The 23,133-nt window shown below is 67.5% G+C and carries 21 protein-coding genes; 6 read left to right on the top strand and 15 right to left on the bottom strand.

All coding sequences use genetic code 11. The features are described 5' to 3' along the window. Positions 1-4 precede the first annotated feature (4 nt). The 10 genes from AC2ITM_RS24705 to AC2ITM_RS24660 form a co-directional block, all read right to left on the bottom strand. Positions 5-1,672 (bottom strand): ABC transporter ATP-binding protein, encoded by a 1,668-nt coding sequence (locus AC2ITM_RS24705; RefSeq protein ID WP_486470858.1) that lies wholly within the window; start codon positions 1,670-1,672, stop codon positions 5-7. Between the two features lie 3 nt (positions 1,673-1,675). Next, positions 1,676-2,530, bottom strand: a complete 855-nt coding sequence (locus AC2ITM_RS24700; RefSeq protein ID WP_486470857.1) for an ABC transporter permease — start codon at positions 2,528-2,530, stop codon at positions 1,676-1,678. Further along, positions 2,530-3,465, bottom strand: a complete 936-nt coding sequence (locus AC2ITM_RS24695) for an ABC transporter permease (protein WP_486470991.1) — start codon at positions 3,463-3,465, stop codon at positions 2,530-2,532. The genes AC2ITM_RS24700 and AC2ITM_RS24695 overlap by 1 nt, the downstream gene beginning before the upstream one ends. A 91-nt stretch (positions 3,466-3,556) precedes the next feature. After that, on the bottom strand, positions 3,557-5,167 hold the full coding sequence (locus AC2ITM_RS24690; RefSeq protein ID WP_486470856.1) for an ABC transporter substrate-binding protein: 1,611 nt from the start codon (positions 5,165-5,167) through the stop codon (positions 3,557-3,559). A gap of 67 nt (positions 5,168-5,234) precedes the next feature. Next, positions 5,235-5,972 (bottom strand): HAD-IA family hydrolase, encoded by a 738-nt coding sequence (locus tag AC2ITM_RS24685; protein ID WP_486470855.1) that lies wholly within the window; start codon positions 5,970-5,972, stop codon positions 5,235-5,237. Between the two features lie 212 nt (positions 5,973-6,184). Next, positions 6,185-7,096, bottom strand: a complete 912-nt coding sequence (locus tag AC2ITM_RS24680) for a 2-hydroxyacid dehydrogenase (protein WP_486470854.1) — start codon at positions 7,094-7,096, stop codon at positions 6,185-6,187. Then, positions 7,096-8,466: an aminotransferase class III-fold pyridoxal phosphate-dependent enzyme gene (locus tag AC2ITM_RS24675; RefSeq protein WP_486470853.1), complete on the bottom strand. Its 1,371-nt coding sequence runs from the start codon at positions 8,464-8,466 to the stop codon at positions 7,096-7,098. Before AC2ITM_RS24675 ends, AC2ITM_RS24680 begins: the two co-directional genes overlap by 1 nt. A gap of 12 nt (positions 8,467-8,478) precedes the next feature. Beyond that, entirely contained in the window at positions 8,479-9,318 is an 840-nt protein-coding gene (locus tag AC2ITM_RS24670) for a GNAT family N-acetyltransferase (protein ID WP_486470852.1), read from the bottom strand. 129 nt (positions 9,319-9,447) lie between these two features. Next, a complete protein-coding gene (gene argE, locus AC2ITM_RS24665) occupies positions 9,448-10,545 on the bottom strand; it encodes an acetylornithine deacetylase (protein ID WP_486470851.1) in 1,098 nt (365 codons plus the stop codon). After that, the gene (locus AC2ITM_RS24660) at positions 10,545-10,913 is read right to left on the bottom strand and encodes a cupin domain-containing protein (protein WP_486470850.1); all 369 of its coding nucleotides are present in this window, start codon (positions 10,911-10,913) and stop codon (positions 10,545-10,547) included. The genes argE and AC2ITM_RS24660 overlap by 1 nt, the downstream gene beginning before the upstream one ends. Before the next feature lie 206 nt (positions 10,914-11,119). Here AC2ITM_RS24660 and AC2ITM_RS24655 point away from each other — a divergent pair, with 206 nt between their 5' ends. Further along, entirely contained in the window at positions 11,120-11,785 is a 666-nt protein-coding gene (locus AC2ITM_RS24655; RefSeq protein ID WP_486470849.1) for a haloacid dehalogenase type II, read from the top strand. A 14-nt stretch (positions 11,786-11,799) separates the two neighbouring features. Beyond that, positions 11,800-13,089: an NAD(P)/FAD-dependent oxidoreductase gene (locus AC2ITM_RS24650; RefSeq protein WP_486470848.1), complete on the top strand. Its 1,290-nt coding sequence runs from the start codon at positions 11,800-11,802 to the stop codon at positions 13,087-13,089. A gap of 50 nt (positions 13,090-13,139) precedes the next feature. Here the strand turns inward: AC2ITM_RS24650 and AC2ITM_RS24645 are convergent, their stop codons facing one another. The 3 genes from AC2ITM_RS24645 to AC2ITM_RS24635 all read right to left on the bottom strand — a co-directional run bounded on the left by AC2ITM_RS24645 (position 13,140) and on the right by AC2ITM_RS24635 (position 15,975). Then, positions 13,140-14,129: a GNAT family N-acetyltransferase gene (locus AC2ITM_RS24645; protein WP_486470847.1), complete on the bottom strand. Its 990-nt coding sequence runs from the start codon at positions 14,127-14,129 to the stop codon at positions 13,140-13,142. A 199-nt stretch (positions 14,130-14,328) separates the two neighbouring features. After that, positions 14,329-14,562 carry a hypothetical protein gene (locus AC2ITM_RS24640; protein WP_486470846.1) on the bottom strand — a complete coding sequence of 78 codons (234 nt, stop codon included), beginning with the start codon at positions 14,560-14,562 and terminating at the stop codon, positions 14,329-14,331. A gap of 39 nt (positions 14,563-14,601) precedes the next feature. Next, positions 14,602-15,975, bottom strand: a complete 1,374-nt coding sequence (locus AC2ITM_RS24635) for an SLC13 family permease (RefSeq protein ID WP_486470845.1) — start codon at positions 15,973-15,975, stop codon at positions 14,602-14,604. Positions 15,976-16,042: 67 nt separating this feature from the next. Here AC2ITM_RS24635 and AC2ITM_RS24630 point away from each other — a divergent pair, with 67 nt between their 5' ends. Beyond that, positions 16,043-16,837 (top strand): helix-turn-helix domain-containing protein, encoded by a 795-nt coding sequence (locus AC2ITM_RS24630; protein WP_486470844.1) that lies wholly within the window; start codon positions 16,043-16,045, stop codon positions 16,835-16,837. 67 nt (positions 16,838-16,904) lie between these two features. Here AC2ITM_RS24630 and AC2ITM_RS24625 read toward each other — a convergent pair whose 3' ends face one another. Further along, entirely contained in the window at positions 16,905-18,092 is a 1,188-nt protein-coding gene (locus tag AC2ITM_RS24625; protein ID WP_486470843.1) for a replication initiation protein, read from the bottom strand. A gap of 561 nt (positions 18,093-18,653) precedes the next feature. On the opposite strand from AC2ITM_RS24625, the gene AC2ITM_RS24620 reads away from it, so the two are divergent. Continuing rightward, positions 18,654-20,057, top strand: coding sequence for an AAA family ATPase (locus AC2ITM_RS24620; RefSeq protein WP_486470842.1), 1,404 nt, complete (start codon positions 18,654-18,656; stop codon positions 20,055-20,057). Between the two features lie 3 nt (positions 20,058-20,060). Continuing rightward, positions 20,061-21,152 (top strand): ParB/RepB/Spo0J family partition protein, encoded by a 1,092-nt coding sequence (locus tag AC2ITM_RS24615; RefSeq protein WP_486470841.1) that lies wholly within the window; start codon positions 20,061-20,063, stop codon positions 21,150-21,152. A 95-nt stretch (positions 21,153-21,247) separates the two neighbouring features. On the opposite strand, the gene AC2ITM_RS24610 is transcribed toward AC2ITM_RS24615, so the two are convergent. Continuing rightward, positions 21,248-22,138, bottom strand: coding sequence for a Rossmann-fold NAD(P)-binding domain-containing protein (locus tag AC2ITM_RS24610; protein ID WP_486470840.1), 891 nt, complete (start codon positions 22,136-22,138; stop codon positions 21,248-21,250). Between the two features lie 89 nt (positions 22,139-22,227). Here AC2ITM_RS24610 and AC2ITM_RS24605 point away from each other — a divergent pair, with 89 nt between their 5' ends. Further along, on the top strand, positions 22,228-23,109 hold the full coding sequence (locus tag AC2ITM_RS24605; protein WP_486470839.1) for a LysR family transcriptional regulator: 882 nt from the start codon (positions 22,228-22,230) through the stop codon (positions 23,107-23,109). The last annotated feature ends 24 nt before the right edge of the window (positions 23,110-23,133 follow it).

Genomic DNA, 23,133 nt, shown 5'->3' with positions numbered 1-23,133 from the left:
ACCATCAGCGATGGGCGAACCGCGCCACCAGTTCGGGGTCCTGTTCCAGCCCGGCCAGCCAGCCCGTATCCAGCTGCGGCACCGAGGAAATCAGCAGCCGGGAATAGGGATGCTGGGCATCGGTCGCCATCCGGGCCGCGGGCATCCGCTCGACCACTTCGCCCTTGTACATGACCAGCACGTCGTCGCAGATCGCCTCGACCGTCGACAGGTCGTGGCTGATGAACATGTACGACAGCTGCAGTTCGCGCTGCAGTTCCTTCAGCAGTTCGATGACGGCGGCCGCCACCACCGTATCCAGCGCCGAGGTGATCTCGTCGCACAGGATCAGCTGGGGTTCGGCAGCCAGCGCCCGCGCCAGGTTGATCCGCTGCTTCTGGCCCCCCGACAATTCCGAGGGCAGCCGGTGGCGCAGCGCCGCCGGCAGGCGCACCATGTCCAGCAGTTCGATCACCCGGTCCTCGCGCGCCTTGCCCTTCATGCCGTGGTAGAAGGTCAGCGGACGGCCCAGGATGGTCTCGATCGACTGGGCGGGGTTCAGCGCGGTATCGGCCAGCTGGAAGACGATCTGTGCATGACGCAGCTGTTCCTTCGACCGCTGCGCCAGGGCGGCGGGCTGCTCGAACCCGTCGACCAGAACGTCGCCCCGGTAGGGCGGCAGGATCCCCGCCACCGCGCGCGCCAGCGTCGACTTGCCCGAACCCGATTCCCCGATCACCCCCAGGTTGCGGCCGCGTTCCAGGGCAAAGTTGATATCCTTGAGCACCTTGGCCTGCGGCTCTCCGTTGCGGATCGCGCCGTAGCCGGCCCAGAGGTTGCGCACCTCCAGGATCGGCGGCTGGTTCTCGACGTTCTCGAAGACGACGGGCTGGTGCATCACCGGCTCGAAGGCGGCAAGCAGTTCGCGGGTATAGGGATGCGCGGGCGCGTCGAGGATCTGCTGGGTGGTGCCCTCTTCCTGGATCTCGCCGCCCTTCAGCACGATGATCCGGTCGGCGATCTGCGCCACCACGGCCAGGTCGTGGCTGACATAGACCCCCGCCATGCCGCCCTGTGCCATCACAGACCGGAAGGCGCGCAGCACCTCGATCTGGGTGGTCACGTCCAGCGCCGTGGTCGGTTCGTCGAAGATCACCAGCTTGGGCCCGCCGATCAGCGCCATCGCCGCCGACAGGCGCTGCAGCTGCCCGCCGGAAACCTGGTGCGGATAGCGGTGGCCGATGGTGTCGGCCTGGGGCAGCGCCAGGGCGCGGAACAGCTCGACCGCCTTCTTCTCGGCCGCCTCGCGCGACATCAGCTTGTGGATCGCGGTGACCTCGATCACCTGATCCATGATCCGCTTCGAGGGGTTGAAGGCCGCCGCCGCCGATTGCGGCACGTAGGACACCTCGGTGCCGCGGATGTCGGCGCGCTGGCGCTCGGACATGGCGGTGACGATATCCTGATCCAGGCGGATCTCTCCGCCTTCGATCCGGCAGCCGGTGCGGGTATGGCCCATCAGCGACAGCGCGATCGTGGTCTTGCCGGACCCGGATTCCCCGATCAGCGCGACGATCTCTCCGGCGGCAATGTCAAAGCTAACACCCTTGATGATCTCGACATGGCGGCCGCTGTCGGTGGTGGCACCGATCCGCAGGTCACGGACGGAAACGAGGCTTGCTTGGTTCGTCATGGCTCAGCTCCGGTCGCGGATCTTGGTGGGCAGGTTGTCGATGAACATGTTCACCGAGATGGTCAGCGAGGCGATGGCGATCGAGGGGAAGATGATCGCGGGGGCGCCCAGCGACAGGCCCTCGATGTTCTCGCGCACCAGCGCGCCCCAGTCGGCATTGGGGGGCTGCACGCCCAGGCCCAGGAACGACAGGCCCGACAGCACCAGCACGATGAAGACAAAGCGCAGGCCCAGGTCGGCCAGCACCGGGCCCAGGATGTTGGGGAAGATTTCCCGCAGGATCAGGTAGGGGGTCTTTTCGCCACGGGCGCGGGCGACGGTGACGAAATCCATCGTGTTGACATTGACCGCCAGGGCGCGGGCAAAGCGGTAGCTGCCCGGCAGGTAGATCGCCGCCAGCGTCAGCACCAGCACCGGGATCGAGGACCCCACCGCCGCCACGGTCACCAGGCCGAACAGCAGCGAGGGGATGCCGTTGAACGCGTCCAGCAGCCGCGACAGGATCATGTCGAACCAGCCGCCGACAACCGCCGCGACCATCCCCAGGATGACGCCGCCCGCACAGGCCAGGAAGACCGAGACCAGCGCGATGCCCACCGTGTAGCGCGCGCCCATCAGGATCCGCGAGAACACGTCGCGCCCCAGATAGTCGGTGCCCATGATGAACTTGTGGGACATCGCGGTGAAGTAGTCATAGTTGACGATCTCGCCCGGGGGATAGGGTTCGATCAGCGGACCGATGATGGCGATCAGCGCCCAGAACAGGATCACCGCAAGGCCAAGGCGGCCGACCCAGTTGAAGGAATAGCCCAGGTTGGCCGGCGTCGGCAGGCGGAAGGAGTTTGCCTTGGTGGTCATCAGCGGCGCAGCCTCGGGTTGGAAAGGATGGCAATCATGTCGGCGAGGGTGATCAGCGACAGGTAGCTGACGCAAAAGATCATGGCGCAGGACTGGATCAGCGGCAGGTCGCGGGTGGCGACCGCATCGACCATCAGCTTGGCGACGCCGGGATAGTTGAAAATCGTCTCGACGATGATCACGCCGCCCACCAGATACGACAGCGACAGCGCGATGGCATTGGCGATCGGGCCGATGGCATTGGGCAGCGCATGGCCCAGCACCATACGGGCGCGTCCGGCGCCCTTCAGCAGGGCCATCTCGACATAGGGGGTGTTGATCGTCTCGATCAGGGCGGCGCGGGTCATGCGGATCATCTGCGCGGACACCACGCAGGTCAGGGTGATGACCGGCATCGCATAGGCCTTCAGCATCGCCCCCCACGAGGTCATGTCGGCCCCGTAGGACAGTGCCGGCAGCCAGCCCAGCCAGACCGCGAAGATCAGCACCGAGATCGTGGCGACCATGAATTCCGGCACCGAAATGACCGAGATGGTGACCATCGACACGATGCGGTCCAGCAGCGATCCGCGCCACATGGCGGCCGAGATCCCCAGCCCCAGCGACAGCGGCACCGACACCAGCGTCGTCACGCCCGCCAGTTTCAGCGAATTGACCAGACGGTCGCCGATCAGCTGCGCCACCGGCATGTTGTTGGCATAAGAGGTGCCGAGATCGCCGTGAAGAAGGCCCCACAGCCAGCTGAGGAAGCGCAGGATCGCCGGTTCATCAAGGCCCATCGCCTTGCGCAGACCGGCCACCGCCTCGGGTGTGGCGGCCTGGCCAAGCAGGATCTGGGCCACATCACCGGGAAGAAGCTCGGTTGCGAAGAAGACGGCAAAGGAAACGATGACCAGTGTCAGCAGCGCGATCAGAAGGCGCTGGCCGACAAGCATCCATGTGGCGAGAGATTGGAGCAAGGGCGACCTCGGCAGGTTCTTGTCGTTGAAAGGCTCGGGCGGGCCCGGCGGACCCGCCCGGGGGGGATCAGGCGTTCAGCCAGACGTATTCGGCGAAGGCATAGCCCATCATGCCACCCAGCGGGTTCGGCCGCAGGCCACCCACTTTCGACGACAGCGCATCGACGTTGGAAATGTAGACCGGGATCGCCGTGCCCGCCTCGTTGGCGACCATTTCCTGCATCTCCCAGTAGATTTCCTTGCGCTTGGCATCGTCCAGGGCGCCGCGGGCCTCGACCAGCATCTTGTCGAACTTCGGCGACTTGTACTGGCTTTCGTTCCAGGGCGCGTCCGATGCGTAAAGCAGCGAGAACAGGATGTCCGGCGTCGGGCGCGGGTTGATGTTGCCGAAGTGCACGGGCGCCTTCAGCCAGTAGTTCGACCAGTAGCCATCCGAGGGGACGCGATCGACCTTGAACTTCATGCCGATCTGATCGCCCGCCTGCTGCACGATGGTCGCCATGTCGACCGATGCGGTGGCGGCGTCCGACGCGGTGATGCCGATCTCGGTGCCCAGAAGGCCGGCCTTCTGGAACAGCGCCTTGGCCTTTTCGGGGTCGAAGTCGCGCGGCTTGAGGTTCGGGTTGTGGTACTTGTTCGCCTGCGAGATCGGCTGATCGTTGGCGATCTCGGCCAGGCCGCGGAACACCGACTTCTGGATGGCTTCGCGGTTGATCAGGTATTTCATGCCCTCGACAAAGCCCGCCTTGTCGCCGGGGTTCAGGTCAAGACGCATGTTGAGGTTGGTGTAGTTGCCCGAGGTCGTGACCGAAGTACCGACGGCCTTGTTGCCTTCCAGCAGGCGCATCGAACGCGGGTTGATCGAGGCGGCGAACTGGATGTCGTTCGACATCAGCGCGTTGACGCGGGCGTTGTTGTCCGAGATCGCGAAGAACTCGAAGCTGTCCAGATACGGCCCCTGCTCTTTCCAGTAGTTGGGGTTCTTCTTGACGATCGACTTGACGCCCGGCTCGAAGGCTTCCAGCACGAAGGCGCCGGTGCCGTTGCCCTTGCTGAAATCGGTGGTGCCGTCGGCGACGATCATGAAGTGGTGCAGCGACAGGATGGTCGGCAGGTCGGCATTGGCCGCGGCCAGGCCGATCTTGACGGTGTTGTCGTCGACCTTGGCGATCTCGGTCATCTGCTTGGCGATCGAGTTCACCTTGGAGCCCACGGCCGGATCCAGGTGCCGCTTGAGCGAATAGACCACGTCGTCGGCGGTCATCGTCTTGCCGTCGTGGAACTGCACGCCCTTGCGCAGCTTGATTTCCCAGGTCTGCGCGTCGTCGGTGTTGATCGCCTCGGCCAGCTCCAGCTGGGTTTCGCCATGTTCGTCGAGGAAGGTCAGACGGTTATAGAGCGAGCAGCAGCGCACATAGTCGGTCGACAGCGACGCCTTTGCCGGATCCAGCGTGTCGGCGGTCGAAGACGACCAGCCGGCGGCACGCATATGGCCGCCCGAGACCGGAGTGGCCGCGACGGCCGCGGTGGCGCGCATGAACAGCGAGCCGCCCGCGGCGACACCCACGCCCGAGGCCATCAGCATCTTCAGCAAGTCGCGGCGCGAGGCACCGCGGCGGATCATGTCCTCGACCCGCGCATCATCGCGACGGGTCCAGTTGGTGGGGGTCTTCGTCATGGTCTACTCCTCGTTGGAACGTCTGTCCGTTGTGGCCCCGGCGATCTTCAGGCCGCCTGGGTGTGGCTCACGCCTTGACGGCGAAGGCCTCGTCCGCCGCCACGGCCAGCTCGGCCAGGGCGTGGAAGTGGTAATCGGGCTCGGTGTATTCCTTCGGCTCGATCGTGCCGCCATAGCCCTTCTGGGCGTGACGGCGCTGGATCCAGGCGTTGGTCATGCCAAGCGCGCGGGAAATCCCGATGTCGTGGTACTGGCTTTGCGCGGTGTGCAGGATGTCATCCTTGCTGCCGCCGTCCTTTTCCACGAAGGCGAAGACCTGGTGGAAATAGTCGGGGTTGGGCTTTTCGCAGCCGGTGTCATCGGTGGTGAAGCCTGCCCAGAACGGCTGGCCCAGCTTCTCGGCATATTTCTCGAAGGCCCAGCGACGCGCGTTGGTCATCGCGATCAGCTTGTAATGGCCTTTCAGCTTTGCCATTGCCTCGGCGCTGTCGGGGAAGGGTTTCGCCTCGCCGACGGTCTCGATCATGAAGGCGCGGTTTTCCTCGGTATCGGGCAGGCCAAGCTTGGCCGCGATGCGGGAATAGCAGCGCCCCAGATCATCGGGGAAGCGCAGCGCATCGGGCTCATAGCGCGCATCGCGATAGATCGAGAGGGCCTCTTCGCCGTCGACCTCGACACCCGCCTTTGCGGCGATGGCGGCCAGGCCATCCTTGATGGCCCCCTCGAAGTCGATCAGGGTTCCGACCACGTCGAAGGTGACGTAGGCAAAGTCGGTAAGGGGTTTCGCAGTCTTCGTCGCGTCCATTGCGACAGTCCTTTCCTGGGGCGGCCAGAGCCTGGTCCGCCATCTTCTGGAAACCGCATCTGCGTGCGCGGCCGTGGTGATGCGGGAGGGTCCCCGCGCTGTCAGCCTTGCCCATCCGGGCCATCCCATGATGTCATCATCCATGGGCAAGGCGGCATTTTCTTCTCTATTCGGGCCGCGCACAGCAGATCCGGCGGTATGCTGCGGCCTCCTCAGTATCCGCGGGCCTGGTCCACCAGACCGGGGATCGCGGTGCCGTCGCGGCTGGCGCGCACCACCGCAAGCCCGTGCAGCGCGCCCTCTTCGTGATCGGTGAGCGAGCCCACGTGCGGCGTCACCACGACGCGCGGATCGGCCCAGGCCCAGTGGTCCGCGGGCAGCGGTTCGGGGTCGGTGACATCCATCATCGCAGCCCGGATCTGCCCGGCCTCAAGGGCGTCACGCAGGTCATCCAGCCGCAGCTGCGCGCCGCGTCCCGCATGGACCAGCGCCGCGCCCTGCGGCAGTTTCGCCAGGAAGGCCGCATCCATCAGGCCGCGGGTCTCGGGCGTCAGCGGCAGCAGGCAGACCAGCAGGTCGCTTTGCCCCAGGAAGGCGTCCAGGTGATCGGCACCGCAGACCTGCATCCCCGCGACATCCCGCCCGGACCGGGAATATCCCGTCACCGGGAAGCCCATGCCCGACAGCGTTTCCGCCACCTTCTGGCCGATCCGGCCGGTGCCCATGATCCCCACGCGGCAGCGCCGCGCCAGGCGGGTGGGATGTTCCTGCCATTCCCCGCGTGTGGCCTGGTCCAGATAGACCGGCATGTCGCGGTGCAGCATCAGGCAGGCCATGACCACCCAGTCGCGGACCATTTCCTCGATCCCGGGGGCGATGGTACGCGACAGCGCCACGCCTTCGGGCATGGGCGGAAGGTGATCCACGCCGGCTCCGGCGCAGATCACCACTTTCAGGTTCGGGTAGACCGACAGGTCCTCGGGCGGGGTCCAGCACAGGATATGGGTGATGGCTGCGGCATCCGTGACCGCCGCAGCCCCCATGACGATGTCCTCTCCGGCCGCGTCGAAGACCCGTTTCCAGACGGCACCCCTGGCAGGCGTGGAGAGGAACAGCAGCGCCATCAGGCCAGTGCCGCCCGCACGTCCGCGTCTTCCAGCGTCTCGTCCAGCACGGCCTTGGTGCGGGCGACGATCTGGTCGATCTCGTCCATGGTGCAGCACAGCGGCGGCGCGTAGCCGAAGATGCCCTGCGCGAAGGACCGGATGATCAGGCCCTTTTCCCAGGCCCGGTCAAAGAGCCGCGTCGCGGGCTGCACCGAGGCGGGCAGCGGCGTCTTCTTGTCCTTGTCGGTGACCAGCTCGATCGCGGCCAGCATGCCACGGCCGCGCACGTCGCCCACCAGCGGGTGGTCCTTCAGGCCGTTCAGGCCCTCCATCAGGCGCGCACCGGCCTTGCGGCCGTTCTCCAGCAGGCCGCCCTCGTAAAGCGCCAGCACTTCCAGGGCGACCGCCGCCGACACCGGGTGGGCCGAGTAGGTGAAGCCGTGGCCAACCGCCTTGGCGCCCGCACCTTCGGCGATGGTTTCATAGACGTGATCGCGCATGAAGACCGCACCCATCGGCACATAGCCCGAGGTCAGGCCCTTGGCGCAGGTCATCAGGTCGGGGACGATACCTTCGTCTTCGCAGGCAAACAGCGGGCCGGTGCGGCCAAAGCCGGTGATCACTTCATCGGCGATGAACAGCACGCCGTATTCCGCGCAAAGTGCGCGCATCGCCTTGACCCAGCCCTTCGGCGGAACCAGCACGCCGCCCGAACCCTGGATCGGCTCCAGGTAGAAGGCTGCGACCTTTTCGGGGCCGATGGCCTCGATCTTGGCCTTCAGCTCGGCCACCGAGGCGTCGATGATCGCCTGATCGCCCTGGATCGGGTTGCGATAGGTGTAGTGCGACGAAATCTTATGCTGCCACTGGTAGGGCACGCCGAAACCGTCGTGGAAGCCCGGCAGCGCGGTCAGACCGGCCCCCATGGTGGTCGAACCGTGGTAGCCCTGCTCGACCGAGATGAACTGATCGCGGTTCGGCTGGCCCTTGGCGTGCCAGTAGTAGCGCACGAAGCGGATGGTGCTGTCGACCGAATCCGAGCCGCCAAGCGCGAAGTAGACGTGGTTCAGGTCGCCCGGCGCGCGTTCGGCAAGGGCTGCGGCCAGCTTGATCGGGGCTTCGGCGCCCAGATCGAAATAGCCGGTCGCGTAGGGCAGCTTGCGCATCTGCTCGGCCGCGGCCTCGACGATGCTTTCATGGCCGTAGCCGGCGTTGACGCACCACAGGCCGGCAAAGCCGTCCAGCAGTTCGCGGCCTTCGGCATCGATGACGGTGGCGCCCTTGGCGCCGGTCAGGATGCGGACGCCGCGGGCTTCATGGCCGCGGAACGAGGAAACGGGATGGACGAGGTGCTGGCGGTCCAGCTCGACCAGGGAATTTGTCAGCATGATATGCTCCACTCAGCCCAGTGCCTGCGAGACAAGGGCGTAGGTTGTGAATTCTGCGTCGGTGCGGGGCTTGCCGTCGCGCACCATGGAGACACCGCCACCGGCATGGGCGAGGCCGAGGCTTTCGGCGAAATCCGAAAGGCCTGCGGTCTCGGGCAGGTCGATGCGCAGGAAACGGCCCTCGCATTTCGTGGCCGCCGCGGCGATCAGCGCGCGGGCGGCGGCAGGGTCGCGGGCCACCACCGGGCCCACCACCTGACCGCGACCGAAGGGGCGCAGCATGGCAAAGCCGCCCTCGGTCACAAGCATCTCTCCCTCGGCCTCGATCCGGGCCAGAAGGCTGGCGCGGTCCAGCCCCGAGGCCGCCAGATCGGCAGCGGCAAAGGCCTCCAGATCGGCGACAGAGCCCGCGCGCACCTCGCGGCGGGGATCCATGGCGCGGGCGATGCCCTGATGCTGCAGGATCTGGCCGGTGGCGACAAAGCCCAGCTTTTCATAAAGCGGCAGACCGTCCGCAGTGGCCACCAGGCGCAGTTCATGGCCCGCGCCCAGGTTCAGCACCGCCTGCATCAGCCGGCGCCCCAGGCCGCAGCCGCGCATCCGTTCCGACACGATGATCATGTTGATCGTCGCCACAGTGCCAAAGGCCGAACAGATCGCCGTGCCGACGACCGTCTCGCCTTCCAGCGCCACCACCCCGCGCGAGACCGACAGCGTCAGCGCCCAGTCCTCGGCCCGGTGGGGCCAGACGCATTCCTGCGACAGGCGCAGGGCGCCCGGGATATGGGCGGGGGTGAACGGCTGGATCGCGATCTCGGGCTGGGCGGCCGCGAGGGGAGAGGCTGCGGTCATCGGGGGGCTCTCTTCTTGTGTCTTTCGGGGTCAGCCTAGCCTGCGCGAAGCGGCAGTTTCGGCCTGATCTGTCGGCCGCGCAGCAGTTTGCCCTGCGGCGGCGCGCGACCGCCGCAGGATATGCCGTGGTCAGCTCAGCCTGCGGCCAAGCGCCAGAACCATCTCGACGGCACCGGCCAGTTCGGCCGTGGTCAGGTACTCTTCGGGCTTGTGGGCACGGGCAATGTCGCCCGGTCCGCAGATCACCGAAGGCACCCCGGCCTGCTGGAAAAGGCCCGCCTCGGTGCCGTAGGACACCGCCTGCAGCGCCGCATGGCCCGAAATCGCCTCGGCCAGGGTGGCCAGCGGATGGTCGGCGGCCAGCGCCAGCGCCGGGTAGCTCGACATCCATTCGGCCTCGATGCCGGGGATCTCCAGCAGCGGCGACAGAATCTGCTGCGGATCGACACCGGCGATGGCGCGGGCCTCGATGCAGGCCTCGGCCCGCTCGGGAATGATGTTGATCGCCTGGCCGCCCGCCACCGTCCCCACCTGCAGCGAGGACCACGGCGGCGCAAAGCGCGCATCCTGCGGGCCGTCCTTCAGCGCCTCGGCCTGGGCCACCGCGGCAGAAAGTGCCGTGGTCAGCGCATGGATGGCATTGACCCCCAGATCGGGCCTCGAGGAATGCCCCGAGACGCCGCGCGCCGTCAGCCGCAGCGCCGCCTTGCCCTTGTGCGCCAGCACCGGCACCAGCCCCGAGGGCTCGCCCACGATGCAGCCCAGCGGCGGCGCGCACAGTTCGGGCAGCCGTGCCAGCAGATGTGGCACGCCGCGACAGCCGGCCTCTTCGTCATAAGAGAAGGCGATGTGCACCGGCGCCGTCAGCGCCATCTGCGCCAGCTGCGGCACCGCCGCCAGCACCGCCGCGTCAAAGCCCTTCATGTCGCAGGCGCCGCGCCCGATCAGACGCTCGCCATCGCGGCGCAGCGCGAAAGGATCGGCCTGCCACTCGGGCTCTCCGGCGGGGACAACATCGACATGGCCCGACAGGATATAGCCCGGCACGTTCGGATCGCCCAGCGTTGCGAACAGGTTCACCCGGTCCCCCTCGGGGCCCGGCAGCACGGTGACCCGTGCGCCGAAACCCTGAAGGTAATCCGAGACATAGCGCATCAGCGCCTCGTTCGAGGTGCCGACGACGCTGGGAAAGGCGACAAGCCTTTCCAGGATCTCGGCGGCCAGCATCAGGATGCGGTCACGTAGATCTTGCGGACGGTCTCGATCGTGTTCCAGGTGCCGACGAAACCGGGCTTCATGACAAAGCTGTCGCCTGCGGTGAAGGTAAAGGTGTCGCCGCCGTCTTCGGTGATCTCGATCTTGCCGGCCAGGATGTGGCAGAATTCGAAGGTCTCGCCCTTCATCGAGATGGTCTTGCCCGGGGTGGCTTCCCAGATGCCGGTGCGGATCTGGCCCCATTTGGCGGCTTCGGCCAGCGCCGAATCCAGCGCCCAGGTCTTGTAGGAAGGGGTGCCCTCCAGCAGGCGGTCGGCGGCGGCAGTGCCTTCGACGGGGGCAAAGGCGGGGGCGGTTTCAACGGGAACGAGCAGGCTCATCGGGGTCTCCGGATGTGGTCTTTTGCAATGACGCCACAATGCCCTGCCCTGCCCGGCCGCTGGCACCGAATGCGCCCGCGGCACGGCAGGCCCTGCCGCGTCCCGTGCGACAAACGCAATTTCCTGCGCTGAAAGCGGCAAACGCGGCAGGCGCTGTGGCGCCGGACGGGCCAACATGGGATCACCAAGGACCCCCGGAGACTGACATGACCTTCCGCCCCAAATTCATCACCTTCGACTGCCACGGCACCATGATCTATTTCGACATGGCGGGCGCTGCGCGCGACTTCTACGGCGAACAGCTTGGCCCGGAGAAGATCGAGGTCTTCATCCGTGACTTCGCCGCCTACCGCCTGGACGAGGTCCTGGGCGCCTGGAAACCCTATGCCGAGGTCGTCCACAATTCGCTGGAACGCACCTGCAAGCGCAACGGCGTCGCCTTCGACCCCGAAATCGCCAAGAAGGTCTATGAGCGCGTGCCGACCTGGGGCCCGAACCCCGACGTGCCCGCGGGCCTCGCCAAGATCGCGCCGCACATCCCGCTGGTGGCGCTGACCAACTCGATGAACAGCCAGATCCCGCACAACATCGCCAAGCTGGGCGCGCCGATCGAACATGTCTTCACCGCCGAAAGCGCCCAGGCCTACAAGCCGCAGATGCGCGCCTTCGAATACATGTTCGACATGCTGGGCTGCGGCCCCGAAGACGTGCTGCACGTGTCGTCCTCGTTCCGCTACGACCTGATGACCGCGCATGACATTGGCATCAAGAACAAGGTCTGGGTGAACCGTGGCCACGAGCCGGCGAACCCGTTCTACGGCTATACCGAGATCAAGGATATCTCCGGCCTGCCCGGCGTCGTCGGCCTGTAAGGAGTAGCACCGCGATGCAATTCAAGTCCTATTGGCACGCCACCTCGACCCCCTTCGGTGCCGCTGAACGCGGCCCCGTCGAGGGCAAGGTCGACGTCGTCGTGATCGGGGCCGGTTTCACCGGTCTCAATGCCGCACGCAAGCTGGCCCGGGAAGGCGTGAGCGTCGCGGTGCTGGAAGCCCGCCATGTGGGCTTTGGCGGCTCGGGCCGCAACGGCGGCCATCTCAACAACGGCATGGCCCATGGCTATGGCGAGGCGAAGGCCCATCTTGGCGCGGAACGTGCCAAGCGTCTGTGGGATGCCTATGACCATTCGATCGACATGATCGAGCAGGTCATCGCCGAGGAAGGCATCGACTGCGACTTTCGCCGGGCGGGCAAGCTGAAGCTGGCCTCGAAACCCAGCCATGTCGCCGGCCTGCGCGCCAATTTCGAGCTGATCAACCGCGAGGTCGACCCCGACACGCGCTTCCTTGAAAAGCACGAGCTGGGCGCCGAGATCGCCAGCGACCAGTTCCACGGCGCGATGCTGTATGGCAAGTCGGCGATGATGCACATGGGCCGTTACGTCAACGGCCTGGCCGAGGCGGCGCAGCGCCGGGGCGCGAAGATCTGGGAAGACGCCCCCGTCACCGCCCGCACCCGCGAGGGCAGCGGCTGGCTGATCCAGACCCCCAAGGGATCGATCCGTGCAGATCGCGTGATCGCCGCGACGGGCGCCTATTCGAACAGTGTCGAGGGCGCGCCGCTGACCTATTTCCGCAGCCGCATCATCGCGGTCGGCTCGTTCATCGTGGCCACCCGGCCGCTGTCGGATGCCGAGGTGGCAGCGACGCTTCCGGGCAACCGGACCTATGTCAACACGATGAATATCGGCAACTATTTCCGCCTGTCGCCCGACAACCGGATCATCTTCGGCGGCCGCGCGCGCTTTTCGGCCACCTCGGACCAGAGCTCGGACGAGAAATCCGGCCGGGTGCTGCGCGCCGGTCTGGCGAAGATGTTCCCGCATATGGCGGATGTCGAGCTCGACTATTGCTGGGGCGGTCTGGTGGGCATGACCAAGGACCGCTACCCCCGCGCGGGCGAGGCCGATGGCATGATCTACGGCATGGGCTATTCCGGCCACGGGGCGCAGATGTCGACGCTGCTGGGTCAGATTCTGGCGGATCAGGCGATGGGCCGCACCGACACCAACCCGCTGCAGGGCCTGTCGTGGCCGACCGTGCCGCTGCATTCCGGCAAGCCGTGGTTCCTGCCGCTGGTGGGGCTGTATTTTGGCCTGAAGGACAAGATCTCCTGACGCGAAAGGGGGCCGCAAGGCCCCCTTTTTCATCGCGCGCATGCAGGGCGTCAGCCCAGCGACTGCATGGCCAGGCCATAGGTCACCGGGCCGCTCTGGGCGCGGCGCAGCCGACCATAGCGCATGTCGGTCACTGTGTCGAAGATGCCCATACCGGCCGCCGACAGGAAGGCCTCGAAGCGTTCGCTTTCGACGGTGGTGTCCAGGCGCAGGAACGTGCCCTCATGGGCCATGATGAACTGCGCGGCCAGCTGCATCGCCACGCCGTCCTGTTCCGCCACCAGCGGCCCGATCACCATGCCCTTGCCAAAGTTGCGCATCATGGCAAAGCCCTCGATGGCGCCACCGCGTTCGGCGACGATCACCTCGGACACCCCCAGCAGCGCATCCAGGATCGCCTGGCGCACGGCGCCGAAGGCATGCGCATCAAGCGCCCGCATCGCCCCAAGGTCGCGGGCCTCCATCGGGCGCAGGCTGACGCCCGGCACCGGTTCGGGCGGGCGGATGGCCCGGGCGACGCCCTGGTGCTGATAGACCAGACCGACCGGAATGAACCCGGCGCTTTCGTACAGCCGGTAGCCCTCGCGGGTGGCCGACAGGCGCAGGTCGCGGCCCGCACAATCGGCGATCACCCGGCGCAGCAGCCGCCCGCCGGTGCCCTGGGCCTGCAGCCGGGGCGTCGTGACCATCATCCCCAGCATGGCGAAATCCTCGCCGCTGCGGAACCCCATGGCCGAGCTCAGCGGCCGGCCGATCTCGTCCAGGGCGACATAGCCACTGCCCAGCTCGATCACCAGCGCGATATCGGGGGCGCGGTGCGGCCAGAACACGCTGACCGTCAGCTCGTGCAGGCGGTTGACCATCGTGGCATCCAGCGGCTCGATGCTGGCCTTGTAGATATCGACCTGCATCCAGTCGCTTTCGACCTTCGGCGCCTGGCGGCGCATGAAGGCGCTGTGGCGCGCAAGGGCCTCTTTCGGCATATGGGCCGCGCTGCCTGGGGGCAGTGCGTCATCCGTCCGGTCTTGCTCGACGCTCATGCTGAGTACTTTCCGTTCCTGGCCAATGGCCCTCTCACGGACCTGTCATCCTGGGTTATCCGACGGATCGCGTGAAAAGTTCTGCCGTATCACGCCCCGTTCCCGAAGTTTCTGCCGTTCCGGGCGACCGGGGACAAGCACAGGTGGAACACCCGGGCCTTGGGGCGCCCCGGTTTTCAGGCCCCACGGCCGCCGGTGATCACCCCGCAGGCAGGGGATGGCGCTGCAGATCGGCCTGGGCCTGTTCCAGCAGGGCGATGGTGCGGTCGTAGCTGTCCAACGCCTTCGGGAACTGGCTGCGCTGCGCGCGGTAGAACGCCAGCCAGCGGTCCAGCTCGGTCACCGGATAGGTGTTGAACCAGGTGCCCAGCGACAGGGTGAAGGTGCCTGCCGCGCGGTCGATGGTACAGCTTGCTTCGGTCTTTTCTGCCATGCCCCCCTCTTGCCCCGGGCGCGCGGCGGGGGCAAGCGGTCAGATCTCGCCCAGCAGCTTCCACCACAGGAAATCCAGCGGCACCAGCACCAGGAAACCGATCACGAACAGCGACAGGGTGATCTTCAGCAGCGGCCGGGTGGATTCCCCCGCCATCCCCATGGCGACGATCAGCGGCCCCACCTGATAGGGAAAGATCACGGTGGAAAAGCCGATGACCTGGGTCATCAGCACCGTCTGCACCGGCCAGCCGGTGGCCCGCGCCAGTTCGGGCGCCAGCGGCGTCAGCACGGCGGGCATCCCGGGGTTGGTGGTGAAGACGCCGGTCGCGGTGCCAAGGGCGCTCAGCGACAGGAAGTTCACAAAGTCATGGCCGGGCCGGAACGGCAGCACCGAAAGTGCCTCGCGGGCGATCACATCGCCCAGGCCCGACTGGCTGACCACCGCACCAAGCGCCAGCGCCCCCGAGACGAACAGCAGCGTGCTGACATCGACGGCGCCGCGAAAGGCGGCAGGCGGCAGAAAGCCGAACTGCGGCACCATCAGCACCAGCGCCGCCGTCAGCCCGACCCAGGCGGCGTTGATGCCGTGGATCTGGTCGGTGGCCCAGAAGCCCAGCGTCAGCAGCAGGATCAGCACCAGCAGCCCCTGCTGGCGGCCGTTGGCCTCGGGGTGCGGCACATGGGTCTGGCCGGGTTCCAGCCGGGCCGGGAAGAAGGCCAGCACCAGCCCGACGATGATCGCCGATTTCAGCAGCCCCAGCACCGGGTAGTGCAGCAGCAGGTAATGCGCATAGCCCAGATGGACGCCCAGCACGCGCTCGGCCAGGCCCGACATCACCACGTTGGGGATGTTCGAGGGCAGGATGGCAAAGCTGGGCATGTTGGTGCCGATGGCGATGATCACCGCCACGCCCGTGCGCCCCGGGTTGCCCTTCTGCAGGCCCATCGCATCGGCCAGCGCCAGCCCCACCGGCACCAGCACCGCCGCCCGCCCCAGCGACGAGGGCATGAAGAAGCCAAGCGCCATCCCCAGCCCCATCAGCCCCGCGATCAGCCCCGGATAGCTGCGCGACAGCCAGGGCCAGGCCAGCGCCCCCAGCCTCTGCCCCAGCCCCGAGCGGGTGATCGCCGCGCCGATGACGAAGCCCGACACGATCAGCCACATGGCGCTGGAGGCAAAGCCCGAGAACACCGTGTCCGGCGCCGCCAGCCCCCCCAGCAGCAGCGCCACGAAGAAGAAGACCGATGTCACATAGCCCGGCACCAGCCCCGTCGCCCACAGGCTGAGCGTCACCAGCACCACCGCAAAGGTCCGCCCCTGCGCCGCATCCAGCCCCAGCGGCAGGGCGATCGCGCTCCAGGCCGCCAGCAGCACCGCCACCGCCACGGTGGCCTCCCTTGCTCGGGTCATCTCGGGTCCTTTCCTGCATCCGGGCTGCAGGCTAGACCCCGGGGGCGGGCCGTGTAAGAACGACAACATGACACAGGATGTCGATTTTCCGCCAGATCCCGCCCGGCTGGGCGATCCCGACGCAGGCCCCCCCGTGGCGGTCTGGTCCGGCACGCTGACGGCCCCCCTGCGGCTGGCGCATCCCGGCCACGGCCGGGCGCTGCTGGTCTTCGGCTTCGAGGGGCTGGGCCGGGCCGAGGCCGCCGCCGCCACCTGGGTTCTGCCCGACCGCCACGGGCTGTGGCTGCCCGCTGGCCTGGGCTATGCGCTCGACAGCGGGTCGCTGCGCGAGGTGCAGACCTTCTTCATTCATCCCCGCCTTGCCGCCCGCCTGCCCCTGCCCCCGCATCCGGTGGTGCTGCGCGCCTCGCCTTTGATGCGCGGCATCGCGCGTCGGCTGGGGTCCGACACGGCGGTGACAGAGGCCGCCCCGCGCCGGCGCCTCTCGATCGTGGCCCTGGACGAGATCACCCGGCTGGAACACGCCGACCTGCGCCTGCCCGGCGGGCGCTCGGCCCGGCTGCGGGCGGTGATGGCAGATCTGCTGGCCCACCCGGCCGAGGCCGCCAACCTCGCGCGCCTCGCGCAGCGCCACGGCACCAGCGCGCGGACCCTGGCGCGTCTCTTCCAGGCGGAAACCGGGCTGGGCTGGCGCGACTGGCGCGACCGGATGCGCTTTCTGCTGGCCCTCGAAGGCGTCCAGACGGGCGAGGCCAGCGCCGCGCTGGCGGCAAGGCTGGGCTATTCCTCGGCCAGCGCCTTCGTCGCGGCCTTCCGGCGGCATTTCGGCCTGACGCCCTCGGCCTGGCGGCAGCGGCGCTGAGATCAAAGGCCCGGCGGATGCCTGCCGGCCTCACCGCCGGGCAGGCCCTGCCACACCTGCCAAAGGTCTAGTCGGCCGCCTCCAGGTCGTCGAAGGCGCCGGGCGACAGCTCGGCCCAGAAGGCCTCGATCGCGCGGACGTTCAGCGGCGACATCCAGCCGTGGCGTTCGAAATCATCGCGCGCGGCCCCCGAGAGTTTCGACAGGAACAGCCGCCGGTCGGCATCGCGCTGCGTCGGCGTGCGCGCGGCCGCCAGCGCCCGCACCCGCGCCAGCCGCAGGGCGCGCGGGCTGACGGCGGCCGGCGCCTCGGGGGCAGCGGGCACGGCACCGAAATCCTGCCGCAGCGCGGCGCTGAGGTAGCCCACCGCATTGCGCACCCCCCCCTGCCCCGCCATGTAGTCCAGCTTGCCGCGCACATAGCCCTCGCCATGTTCGCCGATCCACTGCCGCGCCAGCCGGTCGCTGACGCCAAGCGCGCGCAGCCGCCCGTAGACCTCGGAACTGCGCAGCCCCTCGCCATCATCCAGATCCAGGATCGCCAGCTGCGGGTTCTCGGCAATGCGAAAGCGTATGTCGGTGACGGTCCGGCCCATCTTGCGCACCTCGGGCGTGACCACGATGTTCGAGGACTTGTTGACCTCGGCCACGGCGGGCTTGATGATCTTGGCGTTCAGATGCTTGTAGGTTTCGTAATAGGGGCTGTCGGCGACGCCCATCAGGCGGCGGAACAGCTCCAGGTCCCACCAGCCGGTGGACCCGGTGCGCACGAAACGATAGCAGTTTTCATAAAGCGCCAGCGCATGGCCGCTGGTGAAGCGGCGCTGGATGTTCAGGTTGATCAGCGCAAAGACCTTGGGGTCATGCAGCTTTTCCGCCAGCGCCGGGGAATAGGCATATTCGCAGATCCCGCCCTTCAGCTTGGCATAGCTCAGCAGGCTGGACACGCCCCATTCCTGCTGGCCCTCGGCATCCAGCATGTCCCATTCGGCAACGGTTTCCGCCAGCCCCCGCAACGAGGCCTTCAGCGTATCCATATCGTTCGAATTGTAGCCGATCATCAGGCACAGGGTGCGCGCGTCGATGCGGTGCACCTGCTGGCTGACCAGCGTGTCATAGGCATTCAGCAGCAGCACATTCGACAGCTTGCGTTGCAGCAGCGACAGCTTGCCCGAGACATGGATCGCCGCCACGTGCTTTTTGACCGAACCGCGGCGCAGCGCGCCCGACAGCGTGTCGCGGGGAATGTCGTCCATCGGTCTCTCCTGGCGCCCCGGGGGTTGCATGCTCTGGCGGCAGCCGCCACGGGGGCGACTCTGGGGTCGCGGGCAGTATCCTCCATCAGGTACCCACCGGCAAGGCTGACGCTGGCACCTTCAGGGCCTCCCGTAAACGGGTACCCATGGGATTCCGGGCCCTGCAAAAGGTTCCCGTTTCCGGGATGGCCCGGGGCAGAGCCGGGGTGGTCTGTGTCATTTTGCATCCCCGCCCCCCCGATTTCGGGTCAATTTCGGAGGCTTTCCCCCGGCTTCCCGCGAATCGGAGCCCCTTCTCCTGCAAATGGGTGCCCAAGGACCTGCATCCGGCGCCCCTTGATCCCGCAGACGGGTACCTGACATGGGTTAAGCCATTACAGAGCAAACGGAAAATGGACTCTAAAGATCTTAAAAGAGTCTCAAAGAACCTAAACGATCCTGGTTCTGTGTGGAAAATTCGGTATTTTCAGGGGGCTGGGACCCCGAGATGATTCCCATCTGCCCCCCCGTGTGACATAGTTCATCGCATATCGCCGAAAACTGCGGACATGCGGAGAGTTCATGAGCACGAAGCAAGGAAATGGCACTTCCGCCGACCTTCCTCCCTATTTCAACATAGATCCTGCGACGGCGGCCGGGAACCTGTCGGACCCGATCGACACCACCCGCTTTGCGAAGGCCGCGGCCTTCGCGGCCCGTGGCCGGGCGGACCTCGCCAAGCGCGGCTATGCGCCCGACGGGCAGAAGCGGCTGCGCAAGTTCTCGACCTGGGAGGTCTGCCGCTACCTGATCCCCGTGGCCACGGCCCACCTGCGGCGGGTGCTGCGCAACAATCCCGACCTGCCCCAGGGGACCGGCGACGGGAACTCCAAGTGGTTCACCCTGGACGAGGTGCTGGTGCTGCGCGACCACTTTGCCGAGGAAGGTGCGGCCAACCGCGAATACCGCGCCTGGCGCCCCGAGGGCCTGCCCGCCAAGGTCGTGGCGGTGGCGAATTTCAAAGGCGGCGTCGGCAAGACTTCCACCGCGGCGCATCTGGCGATGTCGGCGGCGCTCGACGGCTACAAGGTGCTGGTGATCGACCTCGACAGCCAGGGCTCGATGACCTCGATCATGGGCGGCAAGGTCGAGGACGAATGGCAGACCGCCTTCCCGCTGCTGGCCCGCGACTATGCCCGCCACCTGCAGGAAGAGAACGCGGTGCGCGAGGCCGCTGGCCAGCCGACCATCCCCTTCGACGAAACCCTTAATGAAGCCTTGACGGTTTCGCCGCGAAACCTCGTGCAGAAGACGCACTGGCCGAATATCGACCTGATCGGGGCGCAGCTGAACCTCTACTGGGCCGAGTTCCAGGTGCCGGTCTGGCGGATGCAGGCGCGCAGCTGGGCGCTGTGGGATTCGCTGGCCAATGCGCTGGAGGACGGCGGCCTGCTGGACGACTACGATGTCATTTTCCTCGATACCCCCCCTGCCCTCGGCTACCTGACGATCAACGCGCTTTCCGCCGCCGACATCCTGCTGGTGCCGCTCGGGGCCTCGTTCCTGGAGTTCGACAGCACGGGGCGGTTCTTCGACATGATCTACTCGACCTTCGCCTCGATCGAGGAGGGCGAGAACCGGATCCGCCGCGCCGACGGCCTGCCCGAGATGCGCTTCGAATGGGATGCCGTGCGGGCGCTGATCACCCGCTTCGACGCCGCCCAGCAGACCGATCTGGCGAATGTCATCCAGGCCTATTTCGGCGACTTCATGACCACCTACCGGCAGGAGCTGACGGCCATGGTCGGTCAGGCCGGAGAGCAGGTTTCGGGCATTTACGAAACCGATTACCGTGACTTCAACCGCGACACCTATGTCCGGGGCCGCGAGACCTTCGACCGCACCTGGGCTGAGGTCAAGCAGGTCATCCTGGGCACCTGGTGGCGCGACCAGCAGATGGCGAAGGCCGAGCAGGCGGAGGGCTGACGAATGGCAAAGCGCAGGAAACTGGAGGCCCCCTCGGTCGAGGACCTGAGCCGGATCGAGGATGAGTTTCGTCGCGAAACCGGCCTGAGCCGTTCGCCCCTTGCCGCCCCCATCGCCCAGGTCGCCGCCGAGACCGCCGGCGCCTACCAGAGCCGCTCGGCCGAGGAACGGGCCCGCGCCGCGAAGGACGCCACCGATGCCGAGCGGCTGCGCGCCGCCGAGGACCGCGGGCTGGTGATGCTGGAGATCCCGCTGGACGAGATCGACGCCGATGCGCTGGTCCGCGACCGGGTGGCGCTGGATGCCGAGGAGATGGTCGAGCTGCAGCAGTCGATCGCTGCCAACGGCCTCCGCCTGCCGATCGAGGTCTTCACGCTGGCCGAGACCGATCCGTCGGGCTGCCGCTACGGGCTCCTGTCGGGCTACCGGCGGTTCCGGGCAGTGCAGGCGCTGCGCGGCAGCCACCGCCGGGGCGGCTTCGACACCATCCGCGCCGTGCTGCGCGACCCCGAGGCCCTGGGCGGCACCTTCGCCGCCATGGTCGAGGAGAACGAGATCCGCTCGGCCCTGAGCCATTTCGAACGCGGCCGGATCGCCGTGATCGCCAGCCAGCAGGGCGCCTTCGTCAATGTCGAGGCCGCGGTTGAGGCGCTTTTCCCGCAGGCCTCGAAGGCCAAGCGCTCGAAGATCCGCAGCTTCGCCCTGGTCTTCGAGGAGCTGGGCGACATGCTCAGTTTCCCGGATCTGATCAAGGAGAAAGAGGGGCTGCAACTGGCGGCGGCGCTGCGCAACGGCTGCGAGGGCCAGCTGCGCGATGCCCTGGCCGTGAAGGTCGCCGGCACCCCGGAGGAGGAGGCCGAGATGATAAGCCACGCGCTGGAGGATCTTGACGCCCCGGCCCCCGATCCCCGCCGTGGTGGCCGCCCGCGCAAGACCCCGGCGCCTGCCCGCGAGGTGCGGCTCGACACCGGGGTGGCGCTCAGCTGCGCCCAGGATGGCAAGGACTGGGTGATCCGCCTGCGCGGCCGAAGGGTCGACCGGGAGCTGGTCGAGGTCGCCATGCAGGAGCTCTCAAGGCTCTTGGGACCGGACTAGGTTTCGCCGCGAAACCGGTTTCGCAAGATCGGAAGAGGGCGCCGGGATTTCCTTCCGGCGCCCTTTTCTTGTCGAGAGGTTAAGGCAGAGATCGCTCAGGCGGCGCGGGCAGTGGACGTCATCCCAGGCAGATCGGCGATGGCCGCTGCCAGCGCCTCCTCGGGTGGGGTTGGGCGGAAGTCGGGCAGCAGGGCCGTAAACGCCTCTGCCGAGAGGCTGTGCGGGGTCTGCCAGAGATAGCGCATTTCCAGCAGCCTGCGGCCCATCGGCCAGGCGGGGGCGGCCAGCCGCATCAGCCCCCAGGACATCGGCTTCAGCCGGATCTGACGGTCGAGGATCCGGCCCAGATGCGCCGCCATCTGCTGGCCCGAGAGCGTGTAGCCGGGGAAGGGAATGTCGGCAAAACGGGGCAGGGGGATGCGGCCTTCGGCCAGCTGGACGGCCGCGCGGGCCATGTCGGGCAGGTAGGCCCAGGCATGGGGGATGTCGATGGGCCCGGGCCAGGTCAGTACGCCCCGCGACAGCCGCCGCGCCAGCACCGCGTCGAACCAGTTGCCCGAGGCGCGGGTGTCGAGGAAATCACCCCCCCGCAGCACGATCACCGGCAGGCCCGACCGGCGGTAGGGCTCTTCCAGGTCGATGCGGATCCGGCCCATCGGGTTCACCGCCGCATGGGGCGATGCGGCGGACCAGGGCGCGGGGGTCTGGGGCCCGAAGACATAGACATTGCCCGGCAGCAGAACGGTGGCGCCGCTGGCGCGGGCGGCCTCGATGGTGCGGGCGTGCAGGCCGGGCACGGTGGCGGCCCAGGCGGTGTAGGGCGGGTTCCAGGCGGCGACGATCAGCTGCACGCCCCGGGCGGCGCGCGTCAGCTCGTCGTGCTGGCGGTCAAAGCGGCGGACCTGCCAGCCGGCCTCGGCCAGGGCAAGGGCGCTGGCGCGGCCAAAGCGGCCATGGGCGCCAAGGATCAGGGCAGTTCGGGTCATGGGGGTCTCCTGTCTGGGGCCTACAGTCTCCGCCAAGTCACCCATGCATGGATATTGACCAATTTTGGCGATCTGGCATTCATAGGTGAATGGATAAGATCGACTGGACCCTTCTGCAAAGCTTCCTGGCCGTGGCCGAGACCGGATCCCTGTCCGCCGCTGCCCGCCGCCTGGGGCAAAGCCAGCCGACGCTGGGGCGTCATGTCCAGGCGCTGGAGGCACAGACCGGGCTGACCCTCTTCGCCCGCCACCCCCGCGGCCTGGGACTGACCGAGGCCGGCCACCGGATGCTGCCGCTGGCGCAGCAGATGCAGGCGCAGATGCGCGCCGTGGCGCTGCTGGCGGCGGGGCAGGGGGATGCGCTGGCGGGCACGGTGCGGCTGACCGCCAGCATGGTGGTGGCGCAGTACCTGCTGCCGCCGATCCTGGCGCGGATCCGCGCCGCCGAACCCGCGATTGAGCTGGAGCTGGTGCCCTCCGACAGTTCCGAGAACTTGCTGTTCCGTGCCGCCGACATTGCCGTGCGAATGTACCGGCCGACCCAGCAGGAGGTCGTGGCCCGCCATGTCACGGATCTGGAGCTGCAGGCCTTTGCCGCGCGCAGCTATCTGGCGCGGCGCGGGCGGCCGGGATCGGTCGCGGATCTGCGCGGCCACGACCTGGTGGGCTATGACCGAAGCGACCTGATGCGCCGCGCCCTGGGCGCCATGGGGCTGGACCCCGACAGCCTGCATTTCGCCACCCGCTGCGACAACCAGGCGACCTACTGGGCGCTGGTGCGGGCGGGCTGCGGGGTGGGCTTTGCGCAGCGCCGGCTGGGGCAGGACGACCCCCAGGTCGAGGCGCTGGATCTGGGCCTGGCGCTGCCGCAGCTGCCGGTCTGGCTGGCCGCGCAGGAGCGCATCCGCCGCACCCCGCGCGTCGCCCGCATCTGGGATCTGCTGGTGGCCGAGCTGTCGCAGCTGCATTAGCCCTGCCCGTTGCCGGGGCGCTTT

This window comes from Pseudooceanicola sp. NS-SX9 (assembly GCF_057380705.1).
Note: the sequence above shows the minus strand (reverse complement) of the source record. Positions and strands in the feature narration are given on the sequence as shown.

Bases quoted from the DNA above. Each gene is read 5' to 3' on its own strand.
- AC2ITM_RS24705 (WP_486470858.1), bottom strand. From the start codon at position 1,672: ATGACGAACCAAGCAAGCCTCGTTTCCGTCCGTGACCTGCGGATCGGT.
- AC2ITM_RS24680 (WP_486470854.1), bottom strand. From the start codon at position 7,096: ATGGCGCTGCTGTTCCTCTCCACGCCTGCCAGGGGTGCCGTCTGGAAA.
- AC2ITM_RS24670 (WP_486470852.1), bottom strand. From the start codon at position 9,318: ATGACCGCAGCCTCTCCCCTCGCGGCCGCCCAGCCCGAGATCGCGATC.
- AC2ITM_RS24695 (WP_486470991.1), bottom strand. From the start codon at position 3,465: ATGCTTGTCGGCCAGCGCCTTCTGATCGCGCTGCTGACACTGGTCATC.
- argE (WP_486470851.1), bottom strand. From the start codon at position 10,545: ATGCTGGCCGCCGAGATCCTGGAAAGGCTTGTCGCCTTTCCCAGCGTC.
- AC2ITM_RS24690 (WP_486470856.1), bottom strand. From the start codon at position 5,167: ATGACGAAGACCCCCACCAACTGGACCCGTCGCGATGATGCGCGGGTC.
- AC2ITM_RS24615 (WP_486470841.1), top strand. From the start codon at position 20,061: ATGGCAAAGCGCAGGAAACTGGAGGCCCCCTCGGTCGAGGACCTGAGC.
- AC2ITM_RS24675 (WP_486470853.1), bottom strand. From the start codon at position 8,466: ATGCTGACAAATTCCCTGGTCGAGCTGGACCGCCAGCACCTCGTCCAT.
- AC2ITM_RS24655 (WP_486470849.1), top strand. From the start codon at position 11,120: ATGACCTTCCGCCCCAAATTCATCACCTTCGACTGCCACGGCACCATG.
- AC2ITM_RS24625 (WP_486470843.1), bottom strand. From the start codon at position 18,092: ATGGACGACATTCCCCGCGACACGCTGTCGGGCGCGCTGCGCCGCGGT.
- AC2ITM_RS24645 (WP_486470847.1), bottom strand. From the start codon at position 14,129: ATGAGCGTCGAGCAAGACCGGACGGATGACGCACTGCCCCCAGGCAGC.
- AC2ITM_RS24630 (WP_486470844.1), top strand. From the start codon at position 16,043: ATGACACAGGATGTCGATTTTCCGCCAGATCCCGCCCGGCTGGGCGAT.
- AC2ITM_RS24640 (WP_486470846.1), bottom strand. From the start codon at position 14,562: ATGGCAGAAAAGACCGAAGCAAGCTGTACCATCGACCGCGCGGCAGGC.
- AC2ITM_RS24620 (WP_486470842.1), top strand. From the start codon at position 18,654: ATGAGCACGAAGCAAGGAAATGGCACTTCCGCCGACCTTCCTCCCTAT.
- AC2ITM_RS24610 (WP_486470840.1), bottom strand. From the start codon at position 22,138: ATGACCCGAACTGCCCTGATCCTTGGCGCCCATGGCCGCTTTGGCCGC.
- AC2ITM_RS24700 (WP_486470857.1), bottom strand. From the start codon at position 2,530: ATGACCACCAAGGCAAACTCCTTCCGCCTGCCGACGCCGGCCAACCTG.
- AC2ITM_RS24660 (WP_486470850.1), bottom strand. From the start codon at position 10,913: ATGAGCCTGCTCGTTCCCGTTGAAACCGCCCCCGCCTTTGCCCCCGTC.
- AC2ITM_RS24635 (WP_486470845.1), bottom strand. From the start codon at position 15,975: ATGACCCGAGCAAGGGAGGCCACCGTGGCGGTGGCGGTGCTGCTGGCG.
- AC2ITM_RS24650 (WP_486470848.1), top strand. From the start codon at position 11,800: ATGCAATTCAAGTCCTATTGGCACGCCACCTCGACCCCCTTCGGTGCC.
- AC2ITM_RS24685 (WP_486470855.1), bottom strand. From the start codon at position 5,972: ATGGACGCGACGAAGACTGCGAAACCCCTTACCGACTTTGCCTACGTC.
- AC2ITM_RS24605 (WP_486470839.1), top strand. From the start codon at position 22,228: ATGGATAAGATCGACTGGACCCTTCTGCAAAGCTTCCTGGCCGTGGCC.